Origin of the sequence: Coraliomargarita algicola (assembly GCF_033878955.1) — a bacterium.
Classification (GTDB): Bacteria; Verrucomicrobiota; Verrucomicrobiia; order Opitutales; family Coraliomargaritaceae; genus Thalassobacterium; species Thalassobacterium algicola.
Map to the genome: position 1 here is coordinate 3110763 of NZ_CP138858.1, position 18978 is coordinate 3129740.

The following is an 18978-nucleotide window of genomic DNA, read 5'->3' on the forward strand; positions in this document are numbered from 1 at the left end:
CGGCGAGTTCGTTACTGGGAGTTTGTATGGCTTACATGGAGTTGGAGGTGCGCCGATTTGTCAATTTCTGGTGGTACCCTCGGCGGGTTCGCCGTAATTTTTTGGCTTACATATTGTAAGTTTGTTTAAAGTGAGTCACCTTCGGACCTGTGAACTCAAACGAAGGCATCCCTGATCTTGATCCTTACGAAGACGAATACTCTGCTCGATTGCGGAGAATTGAGAAACTCGCGTATCTCTTTGACGCACGTTTCGAGGTGCCGGGCACTAAGATTCGCTTTGGCTGGGATGGCTTGATTGGCTTACTGCCGGGCATTGGTGATACCCTGACATTGCTGCCGCAACTTTATCTGTTGTATGAGGCGCTGCGCTTGAAGTTGGGCATGGGCACGCTATTTAGAATGTTACTGAATATTCTGATCGACTGGCTCGTGGGCACGATCCCCGTCCTGGGGGATCTTTTCGATGTCGCTTTTAAAAGTAATTTACGCAATGCGAAACTTGTCGCCGAAGCCATTCGAAAGCAACGATCAGATGTATGAATTGCAATGATATGAGACCGTGAGGTATTTGCTTGCCTCATGTCTTTTTTTATTGTTGTTAGATCTATGAAAGTAAGACGTCCCCTTTTGGCGCTGTTGGCTGCCTTTGCTTTTGAATGTTATGGTCTTCCTTTGGATGCGCCTAGGGTGCGGGCGCCTGAGTTGACTGCGAGCGACATTGCCTGGGCGGAGGGGGCGAGCTATGTCAAAGGACTGTTACCCGATGTGGAGGGGTGTCGTATCTCGTCGGTTCAATTGGATTTCGTATATGTCGACGGTCGTCGTAGGACCATTGTAGAGAGGCAAGTTGTTGAGGTGCCGGAGAATCGACCGAATGCATGGCGTGGGATGAATGGTGAACTATTGATTTTCTTGCAGGAAGCTCAGGGTAAAACAAAGATCTTCATGGGGGTGGCCACCTTGGAGCGTTCCACGCATGTTCGTGCTTTGGAAGATTTTGGAGACAGTGCTTTGCCGGGTGTGATTCGGCAATTTGCTGGCAGCACAGGAAATACTACAGCAGACCTCAGATATACCGTCCCCGTGGGAGAGTCGGAGGTGTTTCAATTTGTCGATCAGGATGGAGAATATTATGGCAGTTTAGTCGTGGTGGCTGAGGGAGAGACTGTAAAAGCAGCGAGTGGACCTGCGAATCGTTCTGTGACTGCCGTAGTTCAGCGCGCGCACAGTCTCATTTTACGTGCCACGGGCGATGTGTATGTTCTGGTGAAGACTCGTGATACAAATGAAGAGGTCTTTAGACGCACTCTAAGCGCTGGTGATTCTGTTGAGCTCGAGGTGCAAAAAACGGTGGATCTTTTGTTTACTGCAGGGGAGCACCTGATCATTGAATGGGATGGTGAAGAAATGAAGCCGAGCACCCGGGGAACCGCCAAAATTAGTCTGAAATGATCTTGGCCCGGGTGCTTAGATTCAATTGAATATAAAGTAAATTATATGTATTTCGTTGGACAGACCGCAGACGTCACCCATCTGTGAAGCTGAAGCTTAACTTTCATCAGGGTGAATTCTATTACGTACTTTATTTCCGCCCCAATATAATATGCCGCTTATACTGAAAAAGAAGAGCGAAATGTAGATTACGTAGAGTCGCTGAGACCAAGGGTTGGGAATGAAGAGAAGTAAGAGGACCATTGCCCCAACTAGAAAGACTGCTTTGCTCAATACGAAATACTGAGAGTAGTCGATTTCGGAGGATCCAATTTCTTTTTCATAATCAATGGGGTGATGCATTGTCTTGAAAAAATCCACTGTTTTCTGGCGCGATTCAGCTGAAGATTTCGCATAGAAGAGTCGGCAGATGAGTGTCGCTAGTAGGCCAAATGCTAAAATCCAGAGTGTGCGTTCTTGCATTGTCCAAGAGACTCCAGTTTGTCGTTGATCGATGAAAGACCAAATCGATGGGATCATGCATGAGCCATATATAGGGAAGTATGACCAGTTTGGTAGTTTCTTGAACCAGAGTGCCATGAAGAGGGGGAAGCCCATGGGGACGCCAACAATCGAGCCAATTATGAGATAGGCGTCGAACAAGGCTATTTTATCCTGAATAGACAAGAATATTGAATAACTGATGATCAGCGTACCAAGCACTAGGGTCGCGACATGGCAGATTCTTAATTCTGTTTTCGGGGGCAATTCATTGTGATTGCCTAATGCCCCACGTATGCGCGGTATGATGTTTCGCACGATATTACCGACTTGACCGTTTAGACCAGAATCCATGCTGCTCATAGTTGCGGCAAACATCGCAGCAATCATTATTCCCATCATTCCGTTTGGTAGAAGTTTAGTTGCAATGAAGGAGTAGGCAGATTCTGCTGGCTTTTCGAGACCGCTTGCCATGATATCTGCTTCGAACAAAAAGCGTGCAACCATCGGTGGTAGAAACCAAATTGCGCTGCCAAGTGCCATTAGTAAGAATGCCCACCAAGAGGCACGAGATGCTTCTCTTCCGTCTTTTGCTGCGATGAAGCGTCCAGCAGTTGTTAGACTGATTTGAGAGTAGAACTGCATGAAAAACACGATCAATGCCCACTTTATAGTGAAGCGATCTTCTGGGAAATGGCCGGGTTCATTGAAGAAACTAAAATCTTCAGCAAAGCGTGGATCTTTAAAATAATCGAAGAAGGCTCCAAACCCACCAATTGCCTTAGTTGATAGGTAGAAGACCAGCATAGTAATTGATAAGAGAACTAATGCCTGTACGAAGTCTGTTGCCATGACTGCCCATTTTCCGCCCATGGTTGAGTAAAATGTGACGATGATTCCGATAATAATTATGAGTGGTACTAAGGGGAGTTGAAGTGCGGTACTGGCGAATAGGGCGAGTGCGTAGAGTTGAATTGCGGCCGCGAATGGCCCCAGTATAACCCAGAAAAAGGCGGAGAATTGTTCAACAGAAGTTCCGAATCGTGAGCGAACCACGTCAGCTGTTGTGTAAGCCCGTGTTTGCCGAAACCATCGACCCAAGAAAAGACCTCCCATTGCGTAGCCTGCGCAATTCGCCATATAAATAACGAGTAAGCTGGGGCCACCTTGATAGGCCGCTGAGGCATTGCCAGTGAAAGTAAAAGCGCTAATTCCACTCATCAACATGCTAGTTCCTACCATCCACCAAGTTCCCTGGCCTCCTCCTCGAACGAAGTCGCTTAAGTTCTTATTAAACTTCGAGAAGTAGCCGCCTAGTAGTAGGAGCAGGCCGAGATAAATTGCTAATGTAATATATTCTATCTTCATATAGTGGCGTGGACTAAAAAAGAAAAAAGGGAGGGGGGGGGCTCTGTGCTGAATGTGAAATGATAATTGCGCGAAAATGAGCAATTAATTGGGGATGTGCTGAGTCGTCCGGCAACTTAGGTTGCAGGATAAATTTGCCAATCTTTAGTTAGCTCAACAAGTTGACTTTATTAGCTGTCTGTCATGCAGGATTGTTTTTCCTGGTTTCCAATTGCCGGTAATTAACAGACGTTGGGGGATCTCTGGCACGCCATAAGTTTGGTTGTTCAACATTGATACTAGTAGATCTACAGCATTAGATCCCAGCAGTAGGCCGTTTTCATAGATACCTGTACTCTTGCTATCAGTTGAACTAACTGAGTGTCGGACGAGACCAATGTCATTGGGAATCTCAAGTTTCATGCGGTACAAATATTCCTGAATGACTTCGCTTGCAGATGTGGAGACGATGACCTGAGGTTTTTCTTTGGATAGCCACTTTTCGAAAGAATCAAATTCTAGATGGCAGCGAGGTTGCAATACCAGTGGTGAGAGGCGATTTTTTTTAGGCTGTCTATAGTAGTCTACCCAATATGCAGCTTCCCAATTGTGACTACAGCGCGATTCAAAGCCTTCTGTAAGTTCAAAGCCGATACGCGTGTAACCGATCTTGCGAAGTTTTTCTAGCATCAGTCTCATCTGTTGGTATTGATCGGGGCAGACCATGTGCAAACGTGGTTCCAGTAGGCTATAACCGAATGTCACGGCACTAAAGTCATCAAAATTAAAATCTATCTGACTAATTCCTGTTGGTTGAGGCTGTATTAATATTCCACGTATGTTACGGGCTTTTAGTATAGAGTGTAAACGTTTAGGTGAGTAGCCATTCTTTTGTAGCTTAAACTCTTCTATTTTATAGCCGAGTTTCAGTGCTTTGAGGCGTGCGCCTTCCAGATATTCAGGGAAGGGGCATTGATTATAAGATTTGGGAGTGACAGGATGGTTGTTAAACCAAGCTAGGGTTGCTTCATAAGGACGACTATTGTTTCTGCGGCGATAAGCACTGAGAGCATTAAGCATTGGATCTGGGCTATATCCCATTTTTTTTGCTAAATTTTGAATGCGTAGACGGGTTTTCTTTGGGATGCGAGGATTGTCATGTAGAGCTAAAGAAACTGTGGAATAATGTACATTTGCACGTTCTGCTACTTCGCGAATTGTCACTTTTTTCATTGTTGCATAGTTGTGCTCAACTTGTTGACCAAGGCAATGCTTTTAATTTTTTTTGCATAGCCTACAAAGGTAATCTTCACCCCCGTTTATAACATAAACCTAATCTATAACTATGACGTCTACATATACTAAAACATCCTTAACAAAAACATCCGTTTATTCTGTTTCTTTGGCTATGCTGCTATTGGGAGGTGCTGCGCTGGATGCGAGCACTGTTGCGCATTGGCGTTTCGAAGCAGGAGAAACATTTACCGATTCCAGTGAAAATGGCTATGATCTGACTTCAAAAGGCACTACAAACCCTTCTTCGACAGTTATACCAGCTAGCGGTAATGGTTCCAAGTTTCCTAGTGTCATTCCGCAGACAGATGAAACAAATGCTGGTATGGTTAGCCTTTCTACGAATAAGAACTTTAGTCAAAGTAGTTCGAGTGCATTTATCAATAACGAGTTCACTTTTGAGCTATATATGAATGCCAATGATTTCGGATCTTCAGTTAAGCTAATCGCGACTGTGGATGACAGTTGGAGATTGCTGACTTACAAGGGAGATTTGATTCTGGCACTTTACGATGCTCCGGGGAGTCCTGAAGAGGTTAAGCCTTCGATTAGTTTGTCGGTAAACGTTGACTATTATATTGGGGTTTCGGTGGATCTTGCGGATACGAGTACTGATGGAATCACATTTTATGTGCAGGACTTGACGAACGAGACTGCAATGCAAACTTACAACATTGCTCATACAACAACAACGCTGAATGCATCCACCTCAGCGTTTAGTATTGGTTCGCCTTCGAGGTACTGCAACAGGGTCCTATTTCGTTGGTGTGATCGACGAAGTCCGTTACTCGGATGCGGCTTTAAGTGAAGGAGAACTTTTGAATGTTATTCCTGAGCCTTCGTCATTTGCGCTGCTATTGGGAATTACAGCAGTTAGCTGGGTTTCCATGTCTCGTCGTCGCAAATAAGCTCCCATCGTAAAGTGATTTGATCCCACTTTCGCACCATTTAGTGGTGTGCTGTGCCTTAGTGTCTGCATTCTAGAAGCCGAACCGATGGAAATGGTCTAGTGTTTTACGCAGTCAACGGAAACTAGAATAGTCGTAATTGTTGAGCATAAATTATGAAGCGCTTCTTCAGTCATCAATCTCTTGTAAGTGTCGCAATCGTTTTCGCGGTCCTCATGTCCTACCAAATTGTTGGAGCCGTCGAAGAATACGATGCTATCCAGCCCGTTTCCCGGAAGCGTGTACAAGAGATTGTTCAATGGCTTGAGGATGAGCCTCGTGGTCTCGGTTACCCTATCGGCATTCGGGCGCAATGGGATGCTTTGGCGCAGTATCCAGAGTTTGCTCAGGTCGTGCAGAAAGCTGAGAAGTATATTGGTACGGAGCCGCCAAGGTTGACCGATGAAGACTATCTTGCATATCAGAGGACGGGTGTTCGTGTGTCAGATAAAATTTTCCGTGAGCGCCTGAAGCGGATCAATGATATGGCGCTCGCGGAAGCCTTGGAGAATCGCGGGCGTTTTTTATCAACCCTTGAAGCTGATATTGGAGCCATTTTGACAGAAAGGACATGGGTTGCAGCACCCACTGATCGTGAATTAAAGAATTTTCATGGAGAGCGCATGGAGACAGACTTGGAAGTGGCTATGCGTGCTTGGGCGCTTGCGACTGTCGATTATTGGCTAGGGGAACGTCTCAGTCCGAAAATTCGCGAAGGTATACGATATGAGGTCCACCGTCGTGCTTTAGAGCCGTATATGAGCATCCTCCGCACTGGTGAATACCCGGACGATGAACGCGGTTGGTGGTGGTGGATGACGGGGTCTAACAATTGGAATGCCGTTTGTCTTGCTGGTGTGACTGGTGCTGGTTTGGCGCTTTTGCCAGAGAAAGATGACCGCGCGTTACTCTTGGCCGGATTAGAGCAGTATCTGCCTAATTATCTAAAAGGGCTTGGGACTGATGGATACTGTAGTGAAGGGATGATGTATTGGGGGTATGGCTTGGGGCATTATGTGTTGGCGGCAGAATTAGCTCGGAATGCGACAGGCAATAAGCTGGATTTATATCAGAGTCCACGTCTCCATTTGGTGGCTAGATATCCAGAGAAATTGATGCTTGGCGATGATTTGTATCCAGCATACGCGGATACTAGAATTGGTTCGAAACCGAGCACTTGGGTTCTGGACCTATTGGCTCGTCGTCTTGATTTGGGGGGTGAAGGCTGGATTCAGCCAAAGCCTCAACGCAGGGACCCATGGGTATACATTATTGGAACTACGGCTTTTCTTCCGCGTGATCAACAGCAAGTGCACCGGACTGTCTTGCCGATGCGAAGCATCTTTGAATTAAGTGGGATTTATACATTGCGACAACGAGATGCAGCGGCTCCGCATTTTGCTGTGGCCATTAAAGGAGGCTCTAATGGCGAGTATCATAATCATAATGATATCGGCACGTTTGTAGTCGCCTCGGGAGGGACTGTGCAAATACTGGACCCTGGTCATGAAGGATATGATGCTGATTCTTTTTCTCCTCGTAGGTATGAGAATAAGATTCGTTCTTCATGGGGGCATCCTGTGCCCTTAGTCGGAGGGCAGCTGCAAGTTGCTGGTAAGGAGCGACGGGCCGAGTTGATCGCGACAGATTTTTCTGATGAACAGGATGTTATTCAGTTTGATCTTAAATCAGCCTATGATTTTGAGCCATTGAGTAAGCTTCACCGTAACTTTATTTATACTCGAGGAGAAGCGCCTTCGCTTGTAATTGAAGATTATGTTGAGTATACTTCGCCTGAAGCCTTTGGTGTGGCCCTTGTGGCGGGGAGCTCCTGGAAATCTTTGGGGGATGATCGGCTCATTATTCAGTCTGTGGATGGTGGTTTGTATGTTGATATCGATACGGATGGATTACCATATTCTATAGATGAGGATACATCCATCGCCCGTGATCTTCCTATCACACGAATAGGTATTAATTTGGATGAGCCGACCAGCAAAGCCCGGATCACACTTCGCGTTTATCCTCAACATATAGAATTATGATTCTGAAAAGCTTACTTCTGGTCTGGCTTTGTGTGCCTGTATGTTTACAGGCGGTGCTTCCACGGTCTGAGCTGTTAAGGCCAAAAGATCGTTGGGTTGTTGTGGGAGACAGTATCACCCAGAATGGTACATATTATGCCTGGGTTGCCTTGTATTATCTTACACGATATCCTGACATGGACTTCTCGGTCGTGAATGCTGGGATTTCAGGCGATAATGCTACTAAGGCGCTCAGTCGTTATTCATGGGATATTGCGTGTAGTCATGCATCTGTGGCTACAGTCATGTTTGGAATGAATGATATTGGCCGGTCTTTGTATGGAGTTGATTCTCCCAGCGAGAAGATTCTTCAGCGTCGGAAAATGGCAATGGATGATTACCAAGAGTCGTTGACCACATTAGTCAAACGTCTTAAAGAAGACGGGATGCGTGTCATATTGCTTTCTCCATCGCCTTACGATGATACTGCTGAAGTAAAATCTGAGAATCATAAGGGTGCCAATCTTGCGCTGAGAGCATGTGCAGATTATATGCGTGAACTTTCCAAGCGTGAGCAGGTTGATTTTATTGATATTCATAAGCCGATGACTGAATTAAATCAACAGCGGCAAGCTCAGGATCCGACACTCACACTTACTGGCCCTGATCGTATTCATCCCCAAACTCCGGGGCATGTGGTGGCTGCGTATTTCATGCTTACGAGCGCGGGGGTAACAGGTGAGGTCTCTAATGTTGTTTTGGATTATCAGACTAAGCGTGTCGTAGATGTTCAACGAGCGACGGTCAGTGATCTTAGCTTCAGTCCCGATGAAATGAGTTTTACATTGTTGGAAGAGGCTTTGCCTTATCCGTTGGGTAAATACGGAGCGCCAGCCAGGGAGTGGATTCCACTTGAGCAATCTCTGAGCCGGGAAGTTTTACGGATTAAAAATTTACCATCGGGTAATTATCGTTTGAGTATTGATGATATTGAGATTGCGAATATGTCAGCTCAAGAGTTGGGGCAAGGTGTCAATTTAGGAACCCATCAGAATACGCCTCAATATCTTCAGGCACAAGAGGTCCTACGGGTTTTGATGGAATGGCGTTATAACGTAGGTTATCGTAAACGTGCCATTGCACAGATTGAGTATTGGACATTGGGACACTTAAAAAAACCTGTGGATGTATTGACGGGCGTGACCGCCGCGACCAAGAAGAGGGAAGAAGTCGCACAGTCTGCTGATAGCAAAAAAGATTACATTCTGGGCTTATTAGATCGATATCTCGAATGGAAGGCCAGAGAGGCCGAAATAGATGAAAGGATCAAAAGGCTGTTTCAGCAAGCACGCGTAAAAGCTCGTCCAGTGTCACATCAATATACGATCAAACGAATTGCTGATTGAGGATAATTGTTATCATGAAGATATATATTCGGGCAAAGCAGAAAATGGGGTTTTCTTTAATTGAGTTACTCAGTGTGGTTGCGGTGATTACTATTCTTCTGGCGATATTGATTCCAGCGCTATCAAAGGTGCGTAATCAGGCCAAAGCTGTTGGTTGTCTCAGTAATATGCGCCAAATTGGACTGGCGATAAATATGTATGCAATGGAGCATAATCAAACTTTGCCAGGGCCACTTTACTTGGCGGGAGGAAACATTGTGGGGACGAAACGATTACCTTATTATATCGCTCCATATTTAGATCGAGGCCAAGCTGAAGATGGGGATTCGCTTGATGTATTTGTTTGTCCCGCATGGGCAGATGCAACGCAAGGCTTGGAGGGTGCGGGCATACAGTATATTCATGTGAAGACAAGTGCCGGTAAGGATCCTTTTGGTTATCCGGGTGCTAAAGTGACCGCGCCTCCTATGACGCTTTACGATATTGCGGAGGGGGACGGATTGGCTCAGACTGCGGTGTTGACTGAGTTGGATGCTCAGTCGCCAATCGTTTCGTCTGGTTGGGGAACACTGGCGCCAGAACCTGTCCATGGTACATTTCGGCATACTCTGTATTTTGATGGTCGTGTTGAGAAGACGCCACTGGATGAGGCTCCGTGAACTACTGATAAGCGCGATGCATCATCAGTTACTGTTGATAGCAATTGTCTATAATTGCGTACATATTTATGAAAAATAAACAAAATGATCTCACTGCTTTACAATCTGAGCAGTTAATTAATCTATCTGAATACGGATTGCGTTATCTCGGCGATATTCCTATTCGAGATTCGAAGGATATAGTTAAATCTCGAATCGGAGTTGGCTTTGAAACTTTGGATCGGCAGATGTTCGACCCTGAAAAAGTTTATCCACATTTGGCAAAATTGGGGGCGAAATTCGCGCGTGTTCAGACGGGCTGGTCTCGATGTGAAACATCGAAGGGAGTTTATGACTTTACATGGTTGGAGGAGATTGTGGATCAATTGATCGAAGTCGGAGTTGAGCCCCTATTCTCACTTAGTTTTGGCAATACTCTATACTGCACGGATGCTGAGCACGAATCAGCAGTCGGTTACGTTCCTCTCTATTATGGAGAAGAAGCGACCCAAGCTTGGCGCAATTACCTCACCGCCTTAGCGGAAACTTTCAAGGGGCGTGTGCGCAGTTGGGAAGTTTGGAATGAACCAAACATCTCTCAGTTTTGGTATCCTAAAGAGCCCGATCCCACTGCCTATGCGGAGCTGGTACGCATCAGCGCAAAAGCTGTGCGTAGTGGACACCCCAGCGCAAGGATCATTGGAGGTGCTATGTCAAAACTGGATTCGCATTTCCTCGAAGCAATTCTTCAGTGTGGTATCGCCAAGCATATTGATGCCTTTTCATTCCATCCTTACCAACTGGTTCCTGAGGATAACATGTTGAATATGCATGCGGTGATTCGGCGTCTTCTCGATAAGTATTCGGACGGGAAGGACATCGAAATCTGGCAGGGAGAAAATGGCTGTCCATCCCAGACCGAAGGGCACAACGATGACTGGTTGGGGCTCTATGATACCGATCAGGTGGTGCAGGCGAAGTGGGTCGTCCGGCGTATTTTATGTGACTTGAAAAATGATTATGACATGGCACTCTATTTTCATGCCGTGGATTTGATGGCGCGTCCTTATCGTCAATCTGATGGGAAAGAGCGCAAGCCAGTTATGATGGGGCTCGTTCATGGTGACAGTTACGAACCGAAATATTCATTCGAAGCTATGCAACGGGTTTGCACCCTCTTCGATAGTGACAGTCATGTGGAGGAACTTTATTGTCAGTTTTTAGAGCCGAACCCAGCACGGCCATCTCTTTGTGGACGTATGGGGGGCCCGATGTCTGCAAGCTTCACTCGTAAAGGAGTGCCTCTGGTCGCACTTTGGTTGACTGAAGATCCACAGCAAAAGCGTCCTGCGGAAGAAATCGATCTAGTGTTCTGGTGTGACAGCAATTTAAAATTCGATGAACCTGTATTGGCCGACATTATGACTGGAAGAATTTACGATGTGGCTCCACTTTTGTCGCCATTTGTTCCTGGTCGAAAAGATGTTGGCCTTCGTTGTCGTATTCCCTTGCCAGACTATCCACTTATTTTGACGGATCGATCTGTGTTTGATGAATTTGGAGGCATGGTTGATTCGCAGTAAGATTATGGGAGTCGCGGAAACGATTTAGCAATAATGAATCAACATACAGAGACTATGGAACATCAACATCAATGGTTTAAAGATTCCCGATATGGGATGTTTATTCACTGGGGAGCCTATTCCGTTGCTGCACGCGGCGAGTGGTTTGCCAATCGAGAACGTATTCCGAAGGCGGAATACACAGATCGTTATGTTGACCAGTTTAAAGCGGAGAATTATGATCCTGAATCCTGGGCACAGTTAGCGAAAGAGGCGGGTATGAAGTATGCCGTGTTGACTACGCGCCACCATGACGGCTTTGCGTTATGGGATACGAAGACTAGCGATTTCAATGCAGCAAAGATGGGACCGGAACGTGATCTGGTGGCTCCATTTGTTGAGGCCTTCCGTAAGGTTGGCCTTAAAGTGGGGCTTTATTATTCGCCTGCGGCGTGGTATCAAGAGGATTACCCAGGATACTTTTTTCGGGACTGGCCCGATGAAAGTGATTGGAAGTCGCCAGAGTCTAGGAGTCGGTTTATCGACTATTACCGTTGTCAGCTGGCTGAATTGATGACGAACTATGGCAAGATCGATTATCTCTGGTATGATGGTTGTGCGCCTGAGGACTTACAGCTCAGTGAGGTGAATGAGCAGATGCTGCAATTGCAGCCGGATCTTCTCATTAATTTACGTAATGGTGAGCCCGGGCATGTCAAAATTTGTGAGCAAGCGATTAAAGCGCCCAAGGAGGATGTGATGTGGGAAGCTTGTATGACCTTGAATGGGCATTGGGGCTATCACGGGGGGGACGATTGTTGGAAGCGCCCGAAAGAAGTCATTCGTATGTTATGTGATACGGCAGCGAAAGGTGGTAATTTGCTTTTGAATGTCGGTCCCAAAGCAGATGGGAGCTTGCCTGACGCGACGATAGAAATACTACGAGAGTCCGGACGTTGGCTATCAGTAAATGGTGATGCGATTTATGGTTCCGATCGCACGCCATTTTCATGGGTCAATTGGGGTAAAGTGACGGCGAGGGGAAATAAAGTGTATCTGAACGTCCTTTTTAGTCCAGGTGAGGAACTCTGTTACTCTGAGATTAAGAATCGAGTGCTTTTTGCTAAATATTTAAGCACAGGTGAACCTGTTGAGTTTGAGCAAGTTGGTGAGCGACTGTTTATTAGGCAGCTTCCTGTGCCTTTGCCTGATGCGATTGGGATCACCATTGAGCTCGAACTAGATGGAAAACCAGAGGAAATTCTCGCTCAAACTTCGTATTGGATTCCCGAGTGATCGTCACTCTAAATTCAAAAACGGTGGATCTTTTGTTTACTGCAGGGGAGCACCTGATCATTGAATGGGATGGTGAAGAAATGAAGCCGAGCACCCGGGGAACCGCTAAAATTAGTCTGAAATGATCTTGGCCCGGGTGCGCTTAGGCTTTACAGGCCGGGGTTTTTGTCCATGTTAGGTTAGCTGATTTAGGTGCAACGTAAGCCTGATTAGTTATCTAGCTATGGAGGTTAAAAGAAACACGTCACTGAATCATTTTCTTAAATTAAAGTCTTTGGGCGTTGTCGTAGTGGTGTTGATTGCGTGCTTTATTGTGTTTAGTTTTTATCGGGCTGAACGACAGAAGAACGTGGATCAGTTGTTAAGTGAGAATGGGGACGTGCTTTTGTTTGCGGATGAGTTGGTGCGTACTTATTTGGGGGGCGTGGTTGAAGACTTGTTGGTGGTCAGTCATTCACGTTCTTTGCGCGATTATATTGAAGATCCAGCGGATGCGAAGCGATTGCGTTTTTTGCAGGATTTGAGAAATCTTTCGCTGCACAAGAAAGAGTATGCACAGTTACGCTACTTGGATGTGAATGGGCAGGAACAGGTTCGTGTGGATTCTGGTGGGCAGGCGGTGCCAGTCGATAAGCTTCAGAATAAGTTGAGCCGCTACTATTTTACTGAAGGTATGCGTGTGGCTTCTGGTACGATTTATATTTCTCCAGTTGATTTGAATATGGAGAATGGGCAGGTGCAGTTGCCGCGTGTGCCGATGATTCGTTTTGTGTTGCCGATTGATGATCCTGAGCGAGGGCGACTTGGGGTGATGGTGCTTAATTTTAATGCGCGGCAATTGTTGGAGCGTTTACGTTTAATGGGTAATGACGCCGAGGCGAATGTTGAACTTGTCAACGAGGCTGGCTATTGGTTGGTGCATCCGGACTCTGCGATGGAGTGGGGATTTATGTTTCCTGAGGGAGCGAACTTAAGCATGCAAAAGCTGCATCCTGCTTGTTGGCAGCAAATGTTCGGCACAGTCGTCGGGTATGGTGAAGGGGGAGGAGAGTGTTCTGTTTTGGAGGCGCATACCTATTGATCATTCAATTAGTCCCAATTATAAGCCAGGAGTGGTGGATGCCACCCAGTATTGGACGATGGGCTTGCGCTATGATCGCGAAGTTTGGGCGGAAATGTTTCAGCCGATTGTTTCGAAATACTTAATTCTAGGAGTCTTCCTCATCTTTTTGGGGATTGGGGTGTGCGTGTATTTTGTGCTGCGAGAGCGCTACATTACGAAATTGGACGCAATTAACCAACTCAATGCGAATATCTTGGAGAATGCTCAGGTGGCTGTGATCTCGACGGATCCTGAGGGGCTGGTCACTTCGTTTAACGAGTTTGCGCAAAAGTTGTCTGGTTGGGAAGCGGATGACTTGGTGGGGCAGGAATCCGCTGAGATTTTCTTTGAGCCTTTTGAGCTGGAAGCACGTGCCCAGAAAATGAGTGAAGAGTCGGGTGCCTCGGTGGCGTCGGATTTTGAGGTGTTTTCTGCTGCGTCGTTAGAAGCTGGACGCGATGTGCGGGAGTGGATTTTTACCCGCAAGGATGGTAGCAAGATTCCAGTGATCGCAGCGGTGTCGGTGATCCGCGATGCGAATGATGAGGTGAGTGGCTATTTGTTGGTGGTGGTGGATATCAGTGAGCAGAAGGAGGTCGAGGGGGCTTTATTGGAAGCTCGTGAGCACGCGGAAGCTCTGGTCAAGATGAAGTCACAGTTTCTGGCAAATATGAGCCATGAGATCCGGACGCCGATGAATGGTGTGATCGGCTTGGCGAATTTATTGCTGACGGATGACATTAGCATGGAACAGCGCAAGCTAGTCGAGACCTTGGTGCGCAGTGCGGATACCTTGATGATCGTGATTAATGATATTCTTGATTTCTCCAAGATCGAGGCCGGGGCATTAGCTCTGGAGGAGGAGTCGTTTGATTTAAGAGAATCGATTGATAATACGCTAACGCTCTTTGCTGCGGACGCGGAGGCGCATGGTGTAGAGCTGATCAATCAGACGGCCCCTACGATCGATTATGCACTGTGGGGAGATGCGCACCGAGTGACTCAGATTTTATCCAACCTGGTGGGGAATGCGGTTAAGTTTACTTCGGATGGTGGGGAGATTGTGCTTTCGGCACATTCGAGCCGGGTTTCTGACGATGTGATCATGGTGCATTTTGTTGTCTCGGACACAGGGATTGGTATGGATGAGGAGTCGCAGAAGAAGATTTTTCAGCCTTTCATTCAGGCAGATGCCAGCACCACTCGCAAATTTGGTGGCACTGGCTTGGGCTTAGCGATTACGACGCAGTTGGTTGAGATGATGAATGGCACGCTTCGGGTGGAAAGCGAGTTGGATGTGGGCACGAAGTTCTCGATCGATATTCCCTTCTCGCCCGATTTTAAGAATGTGCACAATTACAGTACGATTTTGGAGCGGAACTCCTTTGTTGGTAAGCGTGCCTTAGTGGTGGATGATAATTTGACCAATCTGTTAGTGATTCAGGGGCAGCTTTCGAATTTGGGCTTTATTGTTAAAACTTTTGAGGATCCCAATAATGCTTATTTGGAGTATGTGAATCAGCCGGACTATGATTTGCTGGTCTTGGACTATTTAATGCCTGAAGTTGATGGCCTAGAGCTGGCTCGTCGTTTGAAGGGAAGTCGCTCGGGGCAAAAGACAAAATTGGTGATGTTGAGTTCGTCGCAGGTGGTGATTGATCAAGAGGAGCGTTCTTTTGCCGGGATTGATGCTTATCTGACCAAGCCGATTTCACAGCGTGAGCTGCATAGCGTGTTAAATGAGCAGCTAGTCCGGGGCGTGGTGAATGCCAGTAAAAAATTAAACTCAGCTGAGGAGATTCGTGCGCGCTTGAGCAAGCGACTCAATGGGCGTGTTTTACGCCTCATTTTAGTGGATGATAACGAGACCAATCGGATGGTGATGGGGCTTCAGTTTCGTACGATGGGGCTGGATGTGGTCGCGGTTGAGAGTGCTGAGGAACTGTTTAAGCGCATGGAGAAAAGTGTCTTTGATGTCATTCTGATGGACTGCAATATGCCTGACATGGATGGCTACGAAGCGACTGAATTGATTCGTAAGCGTGAAGCTGAGGGCGTGTACGCCGAGCATCGGGTCTGGGTCATCGCAGCCACTGCATTCGCTTTCGAGGACGACCGCGATAAATGCTTAGCTGCGGGAATGGATGATTACGTTTCCAAGCCCGCGCGCTTGCCAGAATTGTCGCAGGCGATTGAGCGCGCGATTGATGTGCAGCTGTAGCTTATTATGTATAGTGAACGACAGCTGCCCGTGGCGACTCGACGATGAACCCTTTTGGAGGGGGGGGGGATTGTGGATTTTTTCGAGCAAAATGATTTTTCCCGATTTATCAGAGGCGCGGTTGTGTTCTGGGAGGCATATTTCCAGCAAAGCTTGAGAGCGCTTATGGACGTTTATACCAGAAGCCGCATAGTTTGCGTGAGCGTACCGCGAGTGGCATCAGGACCATAAGTGCGACCCAGCCGAGAATTTGCGGGCCGGAGACCATTTCAATTTGCGGGCGGAGGTGTATGCGGGCGCGTGGCTTAGAATGGTGAAATGGAGCCCTTGAGCCTTACCCCATTTCTTAAGTTGGCGTGAGAAACGGACTTCTTCGCTGGCGTAGAGGCTTTGATCATAGCCGCCTACGGCGTCGAATGCATCACGGCGGCAGAAGAGAAAACTGCCTGCGGCTGTGCGGGTGAGTTTTGAAATGCGTTCCCACAGTGCTATGCCGAAGCGGCCAATGCGGCTGACTTCGCCTTCGAATTTTATGGTGGAGCCACCACCGACACAGGGGGAGGTTTCTAGTCTGCGTAGGGCTTCTGTGAGTAGCGGTGGGGCGATCCGTGTGTCGGCGTCGATAAAGATGAGCATTTGGCCCCGGCTTTGGGCGGCCCCTGCGTTGCGAGCGCGTGCGATTTGGTTGATCGGCTCGTATACGACTCGGTCGGCGCCATGGGCGAGGGCTACGCGGTGGGTCTCGTCGCTGGAGTTGTTGTCTACGACGATGCATTCGCCCGCGATCGCTGTGGCCTGCATGGCTTTGCGGATGGCTGTGAGCGTGGCTGGTAGTTCGGCCGCTTCGTTGTAGGCGGGAATAATGATGGAATATTCGGGGCGCATGATGAGTCTTGGTGGAGCCAGTCAGCCAGGCTTGAGGGTGTAAATGGAGGACCTGAGCTTGAGTTGTCTAACAGAATCGGTGCGGGGGCACATTCCTTACAGATTGTAAATGTGCACTTGTTCTGGAATAAATCAGGCGTCCCGCTATCCATCTTATTATGTCACAAAACATACTGCGACTTTGCTTTTCTCTTTTTATCTGGATGTTCTCGAGCGCGCATGCGGCGCCGGTGGAGGCGGAGCACACCACGGTAGAGCTGATCTCGGAAACGGACACCATCGTGCCCGGTGAGTCTTTCGATCTGGCACTGCGTTTTAAGATCGAGCCGCACTGGCATATTTATTGGGAAAATCCAGGTGCCAGTGGTTTGGCGACGACAATTGATTGGACACTGCCGGAGGGCATTGAGGCTGGGGAGATTCAATGGCCTGTACCAGAGCGCATTTCGATGGCGGATATGGTAAATTACGGTTACGAGGATGAGGCGGTGCTGATTGTTTCGATGCAGGCTGCTGAGGGCTTACAGTTGGGCGAGCGCCTGACGTTGCAGGCGGAGCTCTTTTGGTTGATTTGTAAGGAGGCCTGTTTGCCGGGCGATGCGCAGGTGGCCATCGAGTTGTTGGTCGCCGAGCAGGCGGTGCCGAGCGCAGAAAGTGCCGCTTTTGCAGCTGCGCGTGATCTACAGGCGCAGCCAGTCGCGCCGTGGGCGGTCACGGCTCATCTTGCTGAGGAGCAATTGGTATTATCTCTGGAAGGGAGTGAAATTCCAGAGGATCTTTATTTTTATGCGCAAACCGAGGGGCAAATTGACCCGAGTGGCCTGCAAACTTTGAGCTATCCCGCGGCCAATCGTGCCGAACTTCGCTTGCCCTTGGATGTGCCTTTCTTTGATGCGCAGCCAGAGGTGATGCGTGGGATCTTGCAGTCGAGTGCGGGCTCATGGCAGATTGCGGCTACGATTTCCGAGCAAGCGCCTACGGGGGCTCCTGCAACTCAGCAGGTGGTGGACCTTGCGGAGGCGGATTCGTCGGGAGCGCTTGGTTTCGAGCAGCGCTTGTTGGCGCTGGGGCTGCCAGGCTTCTTGGCCTTGTCCTTTCTTGGGGGGCTGATTTTGAATATTATGCCCTGCGTCTTGCCGGTGCTGTCACTCAAAGTGTTTTCTCTGCTCAAGCACGCGGGACAGACGCGTGCGGATGCCTTGCGACATGGTCTGGCTTATACGATTGGTGTGGTGCTGAGCTTCTTGGTGTTGGCTGGGGTCTTATTTGCTTTGCGAGCGGTGGGTGAGCGTATCGGTTGGGGCTTTCAGCTGCAGAGTCCGGGCTTCGTAGTCTTCCTCGCGGCCGTCTTCTTTTTGTTTGGTCTGAATTTGATGGGAGTCTTTGAGCTCGGTGGCAAACTGGTGGGTGCGGATGCGAATGTGGCGAAGCGCAACGATGTGTATGGCTCCTTTGGCATGGGGATTTTGGCCGCTGTGGTGGGGGCGCCTTGCATGGGGCCCTTGGTCGCGGGCGTGAGTGGGCTGGCCGTGCAGGCGAGCATGGGCACAGGCTTATTGATTTTTGGCACTATGGGCTTAGGGCTGGCATCGCCGTTTTTGCTACTTTCGGTTTTCCCTAAACTGGTGGCCTTTTTGCCTAAGCCAGGTCTTTGGATGGAGTCTTTTAAGCAAGGCATGGGCTTTTTGTTGATGGCGGCAGTGTTGTTTCTCGCTTTAGTCGCGGGGCGGCAAGGCGGAGTGGATGCCATCTTTATATTGCTGGTTATCATGTTGGCCTGTGGCGTGGCGGCTTGGATTTTTGGCCGCTGGGGGGCTGCTTTTCGTTCGAAGCGTGCGCAGTGGATTTCGAAGCTGCTGGCGCTGGCGTTGGTGTTTGGCTCGCTTGCTTGGGGGATCCCCGCAACGAAGGCCGCCTACGCGAGCTATGGTGAAAATACAGCAGCAGCGGATGCCTCGGGGCAGTGGGGCCCATGGTCGGCAGAGAAAGTGGATGCGCTGCTGGCTGAGGGGAAACCTGTGTTTGTGGATTTCACTGCCAGCTGGTGTTTGATTTGCCAGGTCAATAAGAAGGTGGCCCTGCGCACGGATGCCACTGCGGCCCTATTTGAAGCGGAGGGGATCGTCGCCTTGGAGGCGGATTGGACGCGCTATGATCCTGCGATTACAGATGCGCTAGAGAGCTTTGGGCGCTCTGGAGTGCCGCTGTATTTGCTGTATTCTCCGGATGGAGAGGTCACTGTGCTGCCCCAGAGTCTGACGAATGGCGTCGTGCGCGATGCAGTGGAGCAGGCGCTGTAGTCGTATTAGCCATGAGGACTCAG

15 protein-coding genes are annotated in these 18978 nt (G+C 48.3%); 12 read left to right on the forward strand and 3 right to left on the reverse strand.

What is annotated here, in order from left to right; genetic code table 11:
- The first annotated feature begins 149 nt into the window (after positions 1–149).
- Together SH580_RS12635 and SH580_RS12640 are read left to right on the forward strand one after the other, a co-directional pair.
- Complete coding sequence (locus SH580_RS12635) at positions 150–542, forward strand: DUF4112 domain-containing protein (RefSeq protein ID WP_319831220.1); 393 nt, start codon at positions 150–152, stop codon at positions 540–542.
- A 66-nt stretch (positions 543–608) separates the two neighbouring features.
- On the forward strand, positions 609–1454 hold the full coding sequence (locus SH580_RS12640; RefSeq protein WP_319831221.1) for a RodZ domain-containing protein: 846 nt from the start codon (positions 609–611) through the stop codon (positions 1452–1454).
- Between the two features lie 96 nt (positions 1455–1550).
- On the opposite strand, the gene SH580_RS12645 is transcribed toward SH580_RS12640, so the two are convergent.
- Positions 1551–3302, reverse strand: coding sequence for a sodium:solute symporter family protein (locus SH580_RS12645; protein ID WP_319831222.1), 1752 nt, complete (start codon positions 3300–3302; stop codon positions 1551–1553).
- Positions 3303–3455: 153 nt separating this feature from the next.
- On the reverse strand, positions 3456–4514 hold the full coding sequence (locus tag SH580_RS12650) for a LacI family DNA-binding transcriptional regulator (RefSeq protein ID WP_319831223.1): 1059 nt from the start codon (positions 4512–4514) through the stop codon (positions 3456–3458).
- 112 nt (positions 4515–4626) lie between these two features.
- On the opposite strand from SH580_RS12650, the gene SH580_RS12655 reads away from it, so the two are divergent.
- The 9 genes from SH580_RS12655 to SH580_RS12690 all read left to right on the forward strand — a co-directional run bounded on the left by SH580_RS12655 (position 4627) and on the right by SH580_RS12690 (position 15770).
- Positions 4627–5382, forward strand: coding sequence for a hypothetical protein (locus tag SH580_RS12655; RefSeq protein WP_319831224.1), 756 nt, complete (start codon positions 4627–4629; stop codon positions 5380–5382).
- Positions 5342–5482, forward strand: a complete 141-nt coding sequence (locus SH580_RS22200) for a PEP-CTERM sorting domain-containing protein (RefSeq protein WP_425607095.1) — start codon at positions 5342–5344, stop codon at positions 5480–5482. The genes SH580_RS12655 and SH580_RS22200 overlap by 41 nt, the downstream gene beginning before the upstream one ends.
- Before the next feature lie 155 nt (positions 5483–5637).
- Positions 5638–7566, forward strand: coding sequence for a heparinase II/III family protein (locus tag SH580_RS12660; protein WP_319831225.1), 1929 nt, complete (start codon positions 5638–5640; stop codon positions 7564–7566).
- Positions 7563–8951: an SGNH/GDSL hydrolase family protein gene (locus SH580_RS12665; protein ID WP_319831226.1), complete on the forward strand. Its 1389-nt coding sequence runs from the start codon at positions 7563–7565 to the stop codon at positions 8949–8951. The genes SH580_RS12660 and SH580_RS12665 overlap by 4 nt, the downstream gene beginning before the upstream one ends.
- Before the next feature lie 14 nt (positions 8952–8965).
- Positions 8966–9610 carry a DUF1559 family PulG-like putative transporter gene (locus SH580_RS12670; protein ID WP_319831227.1) on the forward strand — a complete coding sequence of 215 codons (645 nt, stop codon included), beginning with the start codon at positions 8966–8968 and terminating at the stop codon, positions 9608–9610.
- Between the two features lie 68 nt (positions 9611–9678).
- Positions 9679–11172, forward strand: coding sequence for a GH39 family glycosyl hydrolase (locus SH580_RS12675; protein ID WP_319831228.1), 1494 nt, complete (start codon positions 9679–9681; stop codon positions 11170–11172).
- A gap of 54 nt (positions 11173–11226) precedes the next feature.
- Positions 11227–12447 carry an alpha-L-fucosidase gene (locus SH580_RS12680; RefSeq protein WP_319831229.1) on the forward strand — a complete coding sequence of 407 codons (1221 nt, stop codon included), beginning with the start codon at positions 11227–11229 and terminating at the stop codon, positions 12445–12447.
- A gap of 274 nt (positions 12448–12721) precedes the next feature.
- Positions 12722–13528 (forward strand): cache domain-containing protein, encoded by an 807-nt coding sequence (locus tag SH580_RS12685; protein WP_319831230.1) that lies wholly within the window; start codon positions 12722–12724, stop codon positions 13526–13528.
- A gap of 31 nt (positions 13529–13559) precedes the next feature.
- Entirely contained in the window at positions 13560–15770 is a 2211-nt protein-coding gene (locus tag SH580_RS12690) for a PAS domain-containing hybrid sensor histidine kinase/response regulator (RefSeq protein WP_319831231.1), read from the forward strand.
- Positions 15771–15989: 219 nt separating this feature from the next.
- On the opposite strand, the gene SH580_RS12695 is transcribed toward SH580_RS12690, so the two are convergent.
- Positions 15990–16655, reverse strand: a complete 666-nt coding sequence (locus tag SH580_RS12695) for a glycosyltransferase (protein ID WP_319831232.1) — start codon at positions 16653–16655, stop codon at positions 15990–15992.
- A gap of 158 nt (positions 16656–16813) precedes the next feature.
- On the opposite strand from SH580_RS12695, the gene SH580_RS12700 reads away from it, so the two are divergent.
- Positions 16814–18955 (forward strand): protein-disulfide reductase DsbD family protein, encoded by a 2142-nt coding sequence (locus tag SH580_RS12700; protein WP_319831233.1) that lies wholly within the window; start codon positions 16814–16816, stop codon positions 18953–18955.
- Positions 18956–18978 lie beyond the last annotated feature (23 nt).